General features: G+C 74.4%; 11 protein-coding genes. 5 read left to right on the plus strand and 6 right to left on the minus strand.

Annotated features, from left to right (window positions below; all coding sequences use genetic code 11):
- The first annotated feature begins 52 nt into the window (after positions 1 to 52).
- Both BI06_RS05060 and BI06_RS05065 read left to right on the plus strand, forming a co-directional pair.
- The gene (locus BI06_RS05060) at positions 53 to 535 is read left to right on the plus strand and encodes an ATP-binding protein (protein WP_051740250.1); all 483 of its coding nucleotides are present in this window, start codon (positions 53 to 55) and stop codon (positions 533 to 535) included.
- Positions 536 to 736: 201 nt separating this feature from the next.
- A complete protein-coding gene (locus BI06_RS05065; RefSeq protein WP_043465401.1) occupies positions 737 to 3,373 on the plus strand; it encodes a PKD domain-containing protein in 2,637 nt (878 codons plus the stop codon).
- A 77-nt stretch (positions 3,374 to 3,450) separates the two neighbouring features.
- Here BI06_RS05065 and BI06_RS05070 read toward each other — a convergent pair whose 3' ends face one another.
- The 4 genes from BI06_RS05070 to BI06_RS45935 form a co-directional block, all read right to left on the minus strand.
- Positions 3,451 to 3,954 (minus strand): hypothetical protein, encoded by a 504-nt coding sequence (locus tag BI06_RS05070; RefSeq protein WP_043465404.1) that lies wholly within the window; start codon positions 3,952 to 3,954, stop codon positions 3,451 to 3,453.
- Between the two features lie 40 nt (positions 3,955 to 3,994).
- Positions 3,995 to 5,566: an MFS transporter gene (locus BI06_RS05075; protein ID WP_043465407.1), complete on the minus strand. Its 1,572-nt coding sequence runs from the start codon at positions 5,564 to 5,566 to the stop codon at positions 3,995 to 3,997.
- Between the two features lie 206 nt (positions 5,567 to 5,772).
- Positions 5,773 to 6,777, minus strand: coding sequence for a helix-turn-helix domain-containing protein (locus tag BI06_RS05080; protein WP_233290011.1), 1,005 nt, complete (start codon positions 6,775 to 6,777; stop codon positions 5,773 to 5,775).
- Between the two features lie 87 nt (positions 6,778 to 6,864).
- Entirely contained in the window at positions 6,865 to 7,017 is a 153-nt protein-coding gene (locus BI06_RS45935; RefSeq protein ID WP_157855309.1) for a hypothetical protein, read from the minus strand.
- 72 nt (positions 7,018 to 7,089) lie between these two features.
- Between BI06_RS45935 and BI06_RS05085 the strand changes: the two genes are divergently transcribed.
- Positions 7,090 to 7,449, plus strand: coding sequence for a cyclic-phosphate processing receiver domain-containing protein (locus tag BI06_RS05085; protein WP_030395258.1), 360 nt, complete (start codon positions 7,090 to 7,092; stop codon positions 7,447 to 7,449).
- A gap of 250 nt (positions 7,450 to 7,699) precedes the next feature.
- The gene (locus BI06_RS05090) at positions 7,700 to 10,468 is read left to right on the plus strand and encodes a LuxR C-terminal-related transcriptional regulator (RefSeq protein ID WP_199523229.1); all 2,769 of its coding nucleotides are present in this window, start codon (positions 7,700 to 7,702) and stop codon (positions 10,466 to 10,468) included.
- A 48-nt stretch (positions 10,469 to 10,516) separates the two neighbouring features.
- Here BI06_RS05090 and BI06_RS45940 read toward each other — a convergent pair whose 3' ends face one another.
- Both BI06_RS45940 and BI06_RS05100 read right to left on the minus strand, forming a co-directional pair.
- A complete protein-coding gene (locus tag BI06_RS45940; RefSeq protein ID WP_082558269.1) occupies positions 10,517 to 12,055 on the minus strand; it encodes a dihydrofolate reductase family protein in 1,539 nt (512 codons plus the stop codon).
- Between the two features lie 265 nt (positions 12,056 to 12,320).
- Positions 12,321 to 12,848: a CGNR zinc finger domain-containing protein gene (locus BI06_RS05100; RefSeq protein WP_043465414.1), complete on the minus strand. Its 528-nt coding sequence runs from the start codon at positions 12,846 to 12,848 to the stop codon at positions 12,321 to 12,323.
- A 26-nt stretch (positions 12,849 to 12,874) separates the two neighbouring features.
- Here BI06_RS05100 and BI06_RS05105 point away from each other — a divergent pair, with 26 nt between their 5' ends.
- Complete coding sequence (locus tag BI06_RS05105) at positions 12,875 to 14,245, plus strand: MFS transporter (protein ID WP_051740251.1); 1,371 nt, start codon at positions 12,875 to 12,877, stop codon at positions 14,243 to 14,245.
- The last annotated feature ends 70 nt before the right edge of the window (positions 14,246 to 14,315 follow it).

A 14,315-nucleotide genomic window follows, 5' to 3' on the forward strand; every position in this document is an offset into this window, starting at 1 on the left:
ACCACCGCCGCCCGCCCCGTCCGACGGACGGGACACGAAGGACCGGCCGACCATGAACACCGCGACCCAGACCCCGCCGATCCACCCGAACAGGATCCGCCCTTCCACGGACAGCGTCTGTCTGTCCTTCCCCAACGACGCCCGGTGCGCGGCCCGACTCCGCTCGACCACCCGCGCCTTCCTGCGCCGCACCCGCCCGGGCGACCGTTCCCTGCTCGCCGACGCCCTGCTCGTCGTCACCGAGCTGGCCGCGAACGTCGTCCAGCACACCGACGGCCCCGGGCGCCTCACCCTGACCTCGCACCGGCACGCCATCGGCATCGACGTCAGCGACACCAGCCGGACCCCGCCCGCGGTCGTCCCCCTGTCCTCGGAGAACGTCCACGGCCGAGGGCTCCTCCTGGTCGCCGCCCTCACCGACAGCCTCACCCTGACGCTCGACCCCGGCAGCGGCAAGACCGTCCACGCCCTGCTGCCCGACCGGTCCGCGGCACCGCTCCCGCGCCCGTCGGCGCGACCGTGCCGCACCTGGTGACGGGCAGTCCCGGCCCGGCGGCCGGGACCGGGGCGGCACGAAGAAGTGGATGCGGTGTGCCCTCACGGTGGGGGGGTGGTGGTCGGCGCTTCCGGAACGCTCGTCATAATTACTCCGCCTGCGATCCACGCGGGCCGTTCCGCCCCCGTCGGGCCCGGGCCCGACGGGTCGGGCTCCCGCTCCCCCTCGGAGGACCGCACCGTGCGACCCACTCGCGCCAAGGGCCTGCTCGCCGCAGGCCTCGTCACCGTGCTCGGTGGCCTGCCCGCCGCCACGGCTTCCGCCGCCACCGGCCCGGTCGGCTCGAGCGGCGAGGAATCCGGGGTGCTGCGGGTCGACGCCGGGGACCCGACGTGCTCGGACACCGCGACGGGCACGGCGACGAAGCCGTTCTGCTCCGTCGACGCGGCCGCCGCGGCGGCGCTGCCGGGCCAGACCGTCCAGGTGGTCCGGTCCTCGTACGGCGCCGGGACCGTGATCACCAAGTCCGGCGAGCCCGGTCGGCCCCTCACCATCAAGGGCTCGGTGGACGGCGACATACGGCTGTCCGGTGTGCACGATGTCGTCCTGCGGTCGATGAACGCGCGGGAGATCCAGGTCACCGGTTCGAACCGGGTCACCGTGGTCCGCGCCGACGCCTTCGGGATCAAGGTCACCGACTCCCCCGGGACGACTCTTACCAACAACACGGTCGCCGACGGCTGCACCGCAGGCATCGAGCTGGCCGGCGACTCCTCCGGCTCCAGCGTCTTCAACAACCTGGTGCGCAACCACTTCTCGCCCGCCGCGCCGTACAACTGCCCGAACCCCTCGGGCGCGGAGATCGTGGTCTCCGCCCTGTCGGCCAAGGACACCCGGGCCGGCTCCAACACCGTCGCGCCGTACTGGACGAACTTCGGCAGCGGAACGCCGTACCTCTGGGCCGGCGCCGCGCACTCCACGCCCGAGTCCCTCGCCGCCGCAACGGACGGCCGGGCCGGCACCCACGACCACGTGCTGCCGCACTGGCAGGACGGCAACGCCGCGAACAGCGAGGTCGTCGACTCCGCCGACGAGAACGCGCCGGGCTTCGTGCCGGCCGCGCACCCGGCCGACGACCCGTCCCGCCCGAACCTGGGCACCGGCCTCGGCTACCACGACCGCGGCGCGAGCGAGCGCCAGGAGCCCATCACCACCGCCCAGTTGGCGGCCGACCACCGGCAGGCCCCGTACGGCACCGAGATCACGCTGACGGCGACCACCGGCCCGGAGACGGCGCACTGGCCGACCTCCGTGATGACCTACCGCTACGACTTCGGCGACGGCACCCCCTCGGTCACCTCCGACTCCCCGTCCGTCAAGCACGTCTACACCAAGGCGGGCACCTTCTACGCGAACGTCACCGTGGACACCGGCGGCGGGCAGCCGTTCACCGGTCGGTACGCGGTGCAGGTGAAGAGCACGGTCCCCGGGCCGCTGACCGCCCGCGCCACCGTCCAGCAGGTCGTTCCGGACCAGTTCGACACCTCCGACGCGCCGCCGCTGGGCGTGCGGCTCGACCCCTCGGCGACCTCCTCGCCGTGGCCGGTCGCCAAGCTCGTGGTGGACTACGGCGACGGCTCCCCCGCCGTCACCCGCAACGCCCTCGACCCGGTCGTCCACGGGTACGCCTCGCCGGGCGACTACACGGTCACCGTGACGGTCACCGACACCGCCGGCCGCACCAGCACCGCCGCCTACCCCTTCCGGGCCGCGTACGCCCCGACCGGCTTCCTGCGCACCCAGCCGTACCGGCTGGCCGACACCCGCGAGGACGCGAACCTGGACCTCACGGGCGGCCGCGAGGTGCCCTTCACCCTGCCGACCGGTACCGCGCCCGGGGCGAACGGCGTGCCGGGCAATGTCTCCACGGTCGTCCTGAACGTGACCGTCACCGAGGCCACCGAGGACACCCACCTCACCGTCTGGCCGACCGGCCAGCCGCGCCCGACCACTTCCAACGTGAACGTGGCCGCCGGCCGCACCTCGTCCAACCTCGTCACCGTGCCGATCGGCGACGCCAAGCGGATCAGCACCATGCTGAACGCCGGCCGCGCCGAGGTGATCGTCGACGTCGTCGGCTTCTACCGCCCCAACGGCGGCGACCTGTTCACCCCGCTGTCGCCGAACCGGCTGGTGGACACCCGTGACAGCGCCAAGCTCGGCTGGGGCGAGACCCGCGCGGTGAAGGTCGCCGGCGTCGGCGGTGTCCCGACGGACGCCACCTCCGTGGTGCTCAACCTGACCAGCACCGAGACCGCCGTCGACACCCACCTCAAGGTGTACCCGGGCGGCGGGAGCAAGCCGGTCAGCTCCAACCTGAACCCGGAGCCCGGCAAGGACAAGTCCAACCAGGTCGTCGTCCCGGTCGGTCCGGACGGCACCGTCAACGTGTACAACAACGCCGGTTCGACGCACGTCGTCCTCGACGTCTTCGGGTACTACGCCCCGAACGGCAAGGCCAGGTTCACGCCGACCGTGCCCGTGCGCCTCACCGACACCCGCGACACGCCGTTCGCCAAGCCCGGCCCGGACAGCACCACCGTCGTCGGCGGCATCCCGGCCGGCGCCCGGGCCGCCGTCCTGAACGTGACGTCCACCAACACCACCGACGACAGCTACCTCACCGTGCACGCCCACGGCGCCCCGCGCCCCGGCACCAGCAACCTCAACCTGCTGGCCGGCCAGACGGTGCCCAACCACGTCACCACCCCGGTCGGCGCGGGCGGCACGGTCGACGTCTACAACCACGTCGGCAGCACCGACATCATCGCCGACCTGTTCGGCTACTTCACCGACGCCTGGCCGACCCAGGGCTGACGGCACGCGGCCTGTTCGGCGGCGCGGCGGCAACCGAAAGGCTGCCGCCCCGCCGCGGTGCTCCGTCCCGGGCAGTTCTACCGGTCGGAAGCGGTCCGGGCCCCGTCCTCCACTCCGAGCGCGAAGATCTTCACGGGGTCGTCCGGCCCCCGGTACGCGCGGGCGAGGAAGTCCTCGACGATGTCGTGCGGTCGGTCGAGGAAGAGCAGGGGCGCCCGGAACGGGATGTCCTCGCGTCCGCCGGAGACGAACGACATGCGCAGCTGCGCCGCCTGGTCGTCGTGCCACAGGTACACGGTCCCGGGCCGTCCCGTTCCGTCCGACGCGGCGTCCCGGACCCAGGCCCGCACCGCCTCCACCAGGGCGGCCGCCAGTTCGAGCGGGTCGATGCCGTCGGGCCCGTCAGTCCCGTCAGTCCCGTCAGTCCCGTCAGTCCCGTCAGTCCCGTCGGGCTCGCGGCTCGGCGGGGCCGGGAAGTACTCGATGTTCTCCAGGGCTTCCTCGACGAGGTTCCCTTCCCCGCGCCAGACACCGGCGCCGGCCGCCTCCCGTACGAGGTCCAGCAGCGTCGAGGAGTTCATTCCCGGATTCCTTTCCCGTGTCGGCCCGGCCCGGCGCGGCTCAGGCTGCGCCCTCGCGTCCGCTCGGCAGCGGCTGCTCCTGCTCCTCCGCGGCGACCTCGGCCTGCACGCCCCGGCGGAGGCCGACGATCGCCACCAGCGCCGCCACGGCCATGATGACAGCCATCCAGTGGAAGACCGTCTGGGTGGCGTGGGCGAAGTCCTCCCGGAAGAACTGCGGGACGGCCGCGGCGCTCCCGCTCCCGCCGCTCTGCGTCTGGACCTGGGAGAGGTGGGCGGCCGTGGCTTCCGCCTGGTCCTGCGGCAGGCCCTGGGCGACCAGGGAGTCGGTCAGCCGAGTCCGCAGGTCGGTGACCAGGACGGTGCCCAGCACCGCCAGCCCCAGACTGGCGGCGTAGTTGCGGACCGTCTGGGTGATGCCGGTCGCCTCGCCGTAGGACAGCCGCGAGGCCCGGTTGACCGCGTCCGTGCTGGCGGGCGAGAGCATGAAGCCCATGCCGGCGCCCGCCAGCACGACGTCCCACTGCTGCTCACTGAAGCTCAGCGAGGTCACGTCGCCCGCCCACAGGTGGAACCCGATCGCGGCCAGCACGCACCCCAGCACCACCGGGCGTTTGGCCCCGCCCCGGTCGAGCATCCGGCCGCCGATCTGCGAGGCGATCACGAAGCCGATGAAGAACCAGAGCAGGAAGACGCCGGCCTCCGAGGAGGAGTCGCCCAGCGCGATCTGCGCGTACTCGCTGGAGAAGAAGAACACCGGGACGAAGACCAGCATCGAGATGCCGAGCACCAGATTCTGCACCGAGAACGCGCGGATGCGGAAGATGTCCACCTTGATCAGCGGCGAGGCGGTGCGCTTCTCGACGAACGCGAAGACGACCAGCAGCGCGACTCCGGCCGCGATGCAGAGCCCGATCGCCGGGTTGGACCAGCCCCAGACCTGCGACTGCTGGAACCCGAAGACGCTCAGCGCGACACCGCCGGCGATCAGGGCCAGGCCCCGGTAGTCCATCGGCGCCGGGCGACTCTCCGTCACCGGCTTGGAGATCGCGACCAGCACCAGCGCGACGGCCGCCACCGGCAGGTTCACCCAGAAGATGGCACGCCAGGTCCACTCGGTCAGGTAGCCGCCCAGGACCGGTCCGATCGCGGTCAGACCGCCCGCGATACCGAAGAACAGGGCCAGCGCCCGCCCCCGCTCGCGCAGTGCGAAGCTCTGCACCACGATCGCCAGCGCCGCCGGGAACATGATGGCGCCGCCGAAGCCCTGGACGGCACGGAAGGTGATCAGCCACGCCTCCGCCAGGCTCCCGGTGGGGGTGAGGCCGCAGCAGGCCGAGGCGCCCGCGAAGACCACCACCCCGAGCACCACCATCCTGCGGTGGCCGACGGTGTCGGCGAGCCGGCCGCCGAAGGCGAAGAACGCCGCCAGGGTGAGCAGGTAGGCGTTGACCGCCCACTGCACGCCCGTACTGGTCAGCTTCAGCTCGTACTGGATGTTCGGCACGGCGATCGACACGATGGTCTGGTCGATGAAGGTCATCGCGACGGCGAAGATCATCGCCGCCAGCACCAGGTAGCGCGAGGATCCGCCGGCGGGAGCAGCGGCCATCACTGTGCCTCCGGGGGCGCGTCCGCACGTCGACTGCCGGCGGACCACCTGTGGGGCGGGCCGTTCGTCGCCGAACGGACCCGGGTTCCTGCCGTTGGTTCGGCGACTCCCATGCTAACGACCGGCCCGGGGCGACGCCTGCCGGACCGGCGGCGGGGCGCGGACGTGCGCCGACGTGCGCTGCGGCGACGTGCGGGCCGGTGCGGTCAGTGCTCCGCGAGCGCGCCCGGCACGCTCTGCCGGCGGTGCTCGCGCGGTGTCAGCCCGTACGCCTCGCGGAAGGCCCGGCCGAACGCGGACGGGTTCGCGAAACCCCAGCGGGCGGCGAGGTCCCGCACCGAATGGTGGGCCAGCTCCGGCCGGGCGAGGTCGGCACGGCAGCGTTCGAGGCGGCGACGGCGGATCAGCCTGCTGACGCTCTCCTCCTCGTGCTGGAACAGCAGGTGCAGCGAGCGCACGGAGATGTGGTGGCGCTCGGCGATCGTGCCGGGCGCGAGGTCGGGGTCGTCGAGGTTGTGCTCGATGAACACCTTCACCCGCTCCAGCAGGGCCCGCGCCTGCGCCCCGGCGTCGACCTCGCGGCCGGCGTCGGCGTGCTCGGCCAGGCAGACGGCGGCGAGGTCCCGGGCGATCGCGCCCAGCCGCCCCAGCTCCTCCGGCCCGCACTCGGCGGCGTGCTCGCCCAGGGAGGTGAGGAAGCGGACCAGGATCGCCCCCGTCCCGCGCTGGGCGGGGATCCGCCGGGCGAGCAGTCGGTCGGCCTTGTCGGGGTTGATCAGGAGCTCCTTCCGGGGGATGTGCAGGACGAGGCAGCGGCTGGTCCCCTGCTCGTCCCGCGTCCCGGCCTCGAACGGCCGCGAGGTGTCCCAGAGCACCAGCTCGCCGCCCACCGGACCGGATTCGCTACCGCGCTGGGAGATCCACATCGGGTTCTCCCCGTCGACCAGGGCCAGCTGGTACTGCTCGGGATCGCTGCGCCGGGTCAGCGCCGCCGGCCGGCGCGAGTGCAACGCCGGGTGGGTGTGGACCGACACCTCGACCGGACCGAGACTCAGGAAGGCCGCCTCCGCCTTGAAGTCGGCGGCCTGCGGACTGCTGACCGCCACCGGGACCACGTCACGGGCGACCATGTCGGTGAACCACTCGAACCGGTCCGCCGCCGGCACCCCGGCATTGGACATCGTCGACCACACGTACTGACCCCCCGTCATCCCGACCACGCACGGCGGCCGAACCCTCGTCCAGTGTAGTTTCCGCACGTCACCGGCCTGCCCCTGACCCGTCGTCCGCTCGCGCCGCTACGGAATCCGGCTCGCGACAACCGCCGGGGCGGAGGGCGCGGTGAGGATCTCGGCGGCCCGGAGGAGCGGATGGGTGAGGTGGAAGAGCCGGAGCTCGTCCACCTCACCGCCGTAACGGGGGGCCGGTCGGACGGGTTCTGCGACGTTCACGACCCTCTCCCGTGTCGAACTGACGAACAAATAGACGAGCGGTTCTCACGCTACCTGTCGCACAATGGTCCGATGAAAGGCATTTTTTCCTCACCCGGGCCCGTCGTCCTCGGTGTGGACGACCTGCGGCCGCTCCCGCAGGCGACGCGGATCGCCCGGACCAGTCGGGAGGGTGTCCGGCTGCTGGAGGAGCACCGGGACCGCTACGTGGACGAGCTGTGGCTCGACCACGATCTCGGCGGCGACGACACCGTGATGCCGGTGGTGACCCTGCTGGAGCAGGCCGCCTTCGACGGGCGGCCGTTCCGGATCGGTGAGGTGCTCGTCCACAGCGCCAATCCCGTCGGCGCCGCGACCGTGGTCCGGTCGCTCGCGCGCTGGGGCTACCGCGTCCGGCGGGCGTCGGCCGAGGGCCGGTCCGCCGGCTCCTGACCGACCGCGCGGCCCGGCCCCGATGCCGACCGCCAACGACATCAGGGCCTCGCGGCGGGCCGGCGCCCTTCGCCGACCACGGACCGGACCCCGGACCCGGCGGGGACTCCTGCTGTCCGGGCCCGGGGGCGGGCGGCCTCGATCGGGCAAACCCGCTGATGAGAGGATCGCGGGGGCGACCACCGGTCGCCGCCGTCCGGCCCCGCGGGGACCGGACGGGCGATCGGGACACACGGAGCAGGGACACATCGTGCGGGGGCGCAGTACGGAGCGGGAGCGGATCGGCGGGCTGCTGGCGGACGGCCGCCGGGGGAACAGCGGCGCGCTGCTGCTGCACGGTGAGGCGGGGATCGGCAAGAGCGCCCTGCTCGACTGGGCCGCCGGGCAGGCCGGGGGTGCCCGGGTGCTCCGGGTGGAGGGCATCGAGTCGGAGATGGAGCTCGCCTACGGCGGCCTCCACCAGCTTTTCCTGCCCGTGCTGGACCTCGTCGACGGCCTGCCGCCGGCGCAGGCCGCCGCCCTGCGGGCGGTGTTCGGGCTCACCGCCGACGAGGTGCGGGACGGCTTCACCGTCGGCCTCGCGGTCCTCACCATGCTGTCGGAGGCCGCCGCCGACGGGCCGCTGCTCTGCCTGGTCGACGACGCGCAGTGGGTCGACCAGCCGTCGGTGGACATGCTGACCTTCGCCGCGCGCCGCCTGCGCGCGGAGGGCGTCGTGATGCTCTTCGCCGTCCGCGACGGGGCCCCGGGCGCCACCGTGAAGGGCCTGCCGGGGCTGCTCGTCGAGGGTCTGGACCGGACCACCGCCGCCGAACTGCTCACCGGGCTGCCCCCGTACGCCGCCGATCGCGTGCTGGAGGAGGCCGGGGGCAACCCGCTGGCGCTGATCGAGCTGTCCGCCGCCCTGACGCCCGCCCAGCGCGCCGGCCGGCTGGGCCCGCTGGCACTGCCCGAGACGGCCGCCGCACTGCGCGGCCGGATCCAGGACGGCTTCCTGGAGCAGGTCGGACGGCTGCCCGAGGCCGCACGGCTGGTGCTGCTGGTGGCGGCCGCCGACGACACCGGGAGCCTCGGCACGGTGCTGGAGGCCGCCCGGGAGCTCGGTGCGGGCGTCGAGGACCTCGAACCCGCCGAGCGGGCCGGACTGGTGGTCCTCTCCGGCGAACTGGTGCGCTTCCGGCACCCGCTGGTGCGCTACGCCGCGTACCGGAGTGCCCCGCTCGCCCGCCGGATCGCCGCCCACCGGGCGCTCGCCGCGGCGCTGGGCGAGGCCGGCCAGCCGCACCGCCGGGCCTGGCACCTGGCCGCCGCGGCGACCGGCCCGGACGAGGGGGTCGCCGAGGAACTGGAGCGGGTCGCCGAGTGGGCCGGGAACCGGCAGGCGATGGCCTCCGCCTCCGCCGCGTACGAGCGCGCCGCCCAGCTGACCGCGGACCGGGACCTGCGGGCCCGCCGCCTGGTCCAGGCCGCCCGGAAGGCCGCCGACGCCGGCCAGGACGAGCGCTGCGGCGCCCTCGCCGACCAGGTGCCGCTGCCGCTGGCGGACCAGGAGGTGGCGGCGGACTTCGCCCGGGCCAGGGCAGTGGTCGAGCTCGGCTACCGCAGCCCGGCGGCGGCCGCCCGGATCCTGCTCGACAGCGCGGACACGACCGGTGCCGGACACCCGGGGGCGACGGCCTCGCTGCTCGTCGACGCCGTCCACGCGGCCTACTCGGGCGGGGACGCGGCGCTGATGGCGGAGGTCGCCGCCCGCGCCCCCGGGCTGCCCGTGCTCGCCGTGCCCGCCCTGCTGTTCGGCGGGGACGCGCCCGACGTGCCCGGCGCGCTCGCCGCGCTGCGCCCGCTGGTGGCGGCCACGGACGCGGCGGGTACCGGGGAAGCGGGCACGGACGCCCCGGGGGTGATGGAGCGGCTGATGACCGGCATCCACTGCCTGCTGGCGGGCGATCACCCGACCGCCCGCCGGGTGGCCCTCGGTGCCGTCGCCCACTGCCGGGACCAGGGCATCAGCGGCTGGCTGCCCACCACGCTCGATCTGCTGGTCCGCACGGAGCTGGCACTGGGCCGGCACGAGGAGGCCACGGCCCGGGCCACCGAGGCGCTCCGGCTGGCCGAGTACTACGACCTCGCCCATCGGGCCTCCCACCTGCGCGCCGCCCTGGCGCTGGCGGCCGCCGTCCGGGGCGAGGAGGAGCAGGTCCGGGCCCTGACCGAGGAGGCCCTCGGGTACGCGCGGCCGCGCGGCGTGGGCCGGGCCGCGGCGGACGCGCTGTGGGCCAGGGGTCTGCTCGAACTGGGCCTGGGCCGGGCGCAGGCGGCCCTCGACGAACTGACGGCGGCCCGGCAGGAGATCGGTCATCCGCTGCTCTGCCTGCCCCTGCTGCCGGACCTGGTGGAGGCTGCGGTCCGGGCGGGCCGCCCGGAGCGGGCGGCGCAGGCGGCGGGTGTGCTCGACGAATGGGCCGGCGCGCTGGACCGGCCCGCGCTCGGCGCGCTGGCCGCCCGGTGCCGGGCGCTGACCGGCCCCGACGGTTCGGCCGAGGAGCACTTCACCACCGCGCTCGCACTGCACGGCGACGGCGGCGACGGGAACGGGAACGGGAATACGGACGGGGACGGAGACGGGGACGGGAACGCGTTCGACCGGGCCCGCACCGCGTTGCTGTACGGGGAGTGGCTGCGCCGTCTGCGTCGGCAGCTCGACGCCCGGGAGCAGCTGCGCGCCGCGCTGGACGGCTTCGAGGCGCTCGGCGCGCGGCCCTGGGCCGAGCGGGCCAGGTCGGAACTGGGCGCGGCCGGCGGGGAGACCGTGCTGACCACCCGGCAGGACGGGCCGATCAGCCTGCTCAGCCCGCAGGAGCGGGAGGTGGTCCGGCTGGCCGCCACCGGGGCGAGCAACCGGGAGATCGCGGCGCAGCTGTTCCTCAGCCCGAGGACGGTCGGGCACCATCTGTACCGGGCCTTCCCCAAGCTGGGTGTCGGCTCCCGGACCGAACTCGCGGCCCTGCTGGCCGCCTGAGGCCGAACGGCCCCAGGGGCTGGCGCCCCCGGAGAACGACCGGGCCGCTCAGGAGGCCGGGGCCGCTTCCGGGGCCGACCAGACCAGGCGGGTCTGGGCGACCCGGTAGCCGGCCCGGGCGAAGGCGGCGGCCATCGGGGCGTTGTCGGTGTCCGTGGTGGCCGTGATCAGCTCGGCCCCCGCCTCCACCTGGACCCGGGTGATCTCGGCCAGCACGTCGTCGACGTACCCCCGGCCGCGCAGTTCGGGGACCACGCCGAGGTAGCCGACGTTGCGGTTGTACGGGGTCGCCGACGGCAGGGCCAGACCCGCCACCTCGCCGTCGGGGGTGCGGGCGATCCGCCACCAGGAGCGCTCCCCCGGGCAGCCGAGGTAGAAGTCCACCTCCTCCTGGGCGGCGGCCTCGACCCCCATCAGGGCGACATTGCGGCGGGTCTCGCCGTCCAGGCTGCCCTCCGCGATCCGCCGGAAGACGTCGAGGAACTCCTCGTCCGTGCCCTCGGTGAAGGTCAGCCGCCCGCTGGAGGCGGGCAGTCCGGCGTCGGGCGTCCACTCCAGGCGCAGCCGTTCCACCACGTCGGTGAGCCCGGCGGCCAGCGCGGCGTCGCGCCGCCAGTCGGTGGCCGCGACGGCGGCGGGGTCCTCGCGCCAGCCCTGCGGGAGCGTCAGGTTGTAGAGCGGGAGCTTGGCCGCGCCCTGCTCGGCGAAGGCCCGCAGGCCGGCCCGGACCAGTTCGGCGCCGAGCGCGGCGCGGTCCTCCACCGAGGGGTCGACGTACAGGCAGTCCAGGGCGAGCGGGTGTTCGCCGGTGGCGTGGCCCCACCACAGGGCGCGGGCCAGGACCCGGCCGTCCTGTTCGGCGATCCAGGTCCACTCCGGCCGGTACATGCCCTCCTTCAGTTCCTCCAGGTAGCGGTCGGCCTCGATCCAGCCGACCGGCTCGTCCACCGTGACGGCGGTGACCAGCTCGAGGTCGGCCTCGGTGGTGGGGCGCAGCTGCATACGGTTCTCCTTGGTGTAGGTGGTGAGGGTGACGCCGGAGCTGAAGACCCGGGAGTCGGTGAGGGTGAAGGCGGTGGGCCGGAACGGGGCGCGGAACAGCGGGATGCCGGAGCCGGTGGCCACCGGGTGGCGCTCGACGACCAGTTCGTCGATCTCCTCGATCAGCTGTCCGGCGAGGTCCGCGCCGCCGCACAGCCAGATGCCGGCGCCGTCGCGGGCCTTGAGCGCGCGGACGAAGGCCACCGGGTCTCCCGGGACGAGCTCCACGGCGGGGTCGACGCCGTCGAGGGTGCCGGAGAAGTCCAGGGTGTCGGAGAAGAGGTACTGGGTGAGGTGCGGGTAGAGGCTGGTGCCCTCGGCGGCGCGGCCGGAGTCGTAGCCGGCGCGGTCCATCAGGACGGTGTCGAAGCGCCGGCCGGCGGTGGGGTTCGGAGCCCCACTGCCGTGGACCGGGACGGTCTCGGGGTACTCGGCCAGCCGTGCGGCGGCGAGGTCGCCCTCGAAGGGGAGGAAGTCGGACTTGCCGTCGGGCCCCGCGACGAAGCCGTCGAGGGTGGTACCGACGTAGTAGGTGAGCTGGCGCACGCGGCCTGCTTTCGTTCTCGGTGCTGGGGTGACGTCACTGACACTAGGTCGGCCGCCGGACGACCGGCTTCAGTCATGCCGACGTAATGTGACCGGTCGCCGACCGGGCCGACCACGGTCGCGGGCCCCGCACGCGACGCCCGCGCGGGACGGCTGCGCCTTCGGCTGTCGGAGCGTGAGCCGGTGCCGAGCCTGCCCGCGCACCGGACGGGTGTGACGACCTGACGGATGGGGCGCTGTTCAGCACCCCGGGCGGCTGGTGCGCTCAGGCGGCGGACGGGTGGTTCGCGCGGTGGCGGCGGACGGCGTCGCGGTTGGCGCATCGCTGGGAGCAGTAGCGGCGGCGGCCGGTGCGGGTGGTGTCGGCGAAGATCGTGTCGCACTCCGCGACGGCGCACCGGCCGAGCCGGTGCATACCGCGTCCCACCAGGTGCAGCGCGGTGCCGACGCCGATCAGCGAGAACAGCATGGCGCCGAGCGGCAGGTCGTCGTCGCGGTAGTGCAGGTGCCAACCGTCGCCGGTGTGGTCGGTGAGCCGGGGGTGGGCCGTGCCGGCGGCGAGCATCAGGTTCAGCCTGGCGGCCCGCTCGCGCTCGTCGGCGGCGTCGACGACGGCCTCCCAGGCGTCCAGCACCGCGTGGACGTGCGGCAGGTCGTCGGCCGCGAACGGTCCCTCGACCACCAGCCCGGCCGCGCGGCAGCGGTCCACGAGTTCGTCGACGCTCCTCGGCCGCTCGTTCGCCAACTCGGCGGCCAGGTTGACGGCGTCCTCGCCGTAAGGGTTGAGGTGCATAAGACCATTACAGCAGTCTGATCGGCATGAGTCATCACACCGACGTCCCGACCGACGTCCCGGGCTGGCCGTCCCCGCTGCCGTACCGCTGGACGATCCTCGGGGTCGCCACCTTCACCCAGGCCGCCGCCTGCTTCTTCGTCCAGGGCATCGGGGCGATGGCGGTGCCCCTGCAGAACGCGCTCGACCTCAGCACGGCGCAGCTGGGGTTACTGCTCTCGGCCTCCCAACTGGTGCCACTGGTCGGCCTGCTGGTGGCCGGTGAGCTGCTGGACCGGTACGGCGAACGGTGGGTCGTCGGCATCGGGGCCGGGGTGGTCGCCGCGGGCCTGCTGGCGGGGAGCCTGGCCCAGGGGTACGCGTCGCTGCTCGTGGTGCTGCTCGTCGTCGGGGCGGGGTACAGCGCGATCCAGCCCGGCGGCAGCAAGTCGGTGGCGGCCTGGTTCGAGCCCTCCCGGCTCGGGTTCGCGATGGGCGTGCGGCAGGCCGGACTGCCGCTGGGCGGGGCGGTCGCGGTGGCCGTGCTGCCGCTGGTAGCCGCCGCGTCGGGGTGGCGGGTCGCCGTACTGGTGGGCGGGCTGGTCGCGCTGGCGGGGGCGGTCGCCTTCACGGTGCTCTACCGTCGCCCGCCCGGGACGGTGGCGAAGCGGTCGGCGGCCCCGGCCGCAGCGGCCCCCGTGTCGGCTCCGAGGTCGGCACCGAGGTCGGCACCGAGGTCAGCACCGTTGATGGACCGGCTCCGGCTGTTGCGCGAGCCCGCGATGGCGAAGGCGCTGCTGTCGGGCACGGCCATGGTCTCGGTGCACAGCGGTATCGGCGTCCTCGGCGCGCTGTACCTGCACGACGTGACCGGTCTCGGTGCCGGTGCAGCAGGTACCGTCCTGGTCGCGGCCCAGCTGGCGGGCATGCTCGGGCGGATCGGCCTCGCGGCGTGGAGCGACCGCAGCCGCGCGGGCCGCTACCGGCCGGTCCTGGCGAGCATGGTCGCGGCGGCGGCCGCGCTGGTGGCACTGGCGACCCCGCTGGGCGGGCATCCGCTCGCGGCCGCCGTGCTCTTCGCCTGGCTCGGCTTCTTCGGGATCGGCTGGTACGGACCCTGGGTCGCGCACCTGGCCGAGGCCGCCCCGCCCGGCCGGACCGGCTTCGCGCTCGGGCTCGTGATGGCCGTCAACCAGGTGGCCGTGATCCTCGCCCCGCCCGCGCTCGGCCTGCTGCGGGACACCACCGGCGGCTACACCGCCGCCTGGAGCGCCCTTGCCGTGGCGACGGCCGGGACGGTGGCGGTCACGGCCCGAGGGGGGAAGCGGCGCGGAGCGGGCGCCGACGACGCCGACGACGCCGCCGGCGCCGATGCGAGCCTCGTCGGTGCGACGGCATCGGCGCCCTCGGCGGCCTGAGGCCCCGAACCGCACGGGCCGACCCGCCCGGCTCCGGGCCTCCCCTCGGAGCTGCGGCGAACGAACCGAG

It is taken from the genome of Kitasatospora sp. MBT66 (assembly GCF_000710405.2).
Classification (GTDB): domain Bacteria; phylum Actinomycetota; class Actinomycetes; order Streptomycetales; family Streptomycetaceae; genus Kitasatospora; species Kitasatospora purpeofusca.

Bases quoted from the DNA above. Each gene is read 5' to 3' on its own strand.
- BI06_RS05060 (WP_051740250.1), top strand. From the start codon at position 53: ATGAACACCGCGACCCAGACCCCGCCGATCCACCCGAACAGGATCCGC.
- BI06_RS05070 (WP_043465404.1), bottom strand. From the start codon at position 3,954: ATGAACTCCTCGACGCTGCTGGACCTCGTACGGGAGGCGGCCGGCGCC.
- BI06_RS05075 (WP_043465407.1), bottom strand. From the start codon at position 5,566: ATGGCCGCTGCTCCCGCCGGCGGATCCTCGCGCTACCTGGTGCTGGCG.
- BI06_RS05080 (WP_233290011.1), bottom strand. From the start codon at position 6,777: ATGACGGGGGGTCAGTACGTGTGGTCGACGATGTCCAATGCCGGGGTG.
- BI06_RS05085 (WP_030395258.1), top strand. From the start codon at position 7,090: ATGAAAGGCATTTTTTCCTCACCCGGGCCCGTCGTCCTCGGTGTGGAC.
- BI06_RS05100 (WP_043465414.1), bottom strand. From the start codon at position 12,848: ATGCACCTCAACCCTTACGGCGAGGACGCCGTCAACCTGGCCGCCGAG.
- BI06_RS05105 (WP_051740251.1), top strand. From the start codon at position 12,875: ATGAGTCATCACACCGACGTCCCGACCGACGTCCCGGGCTGGCCGTCC.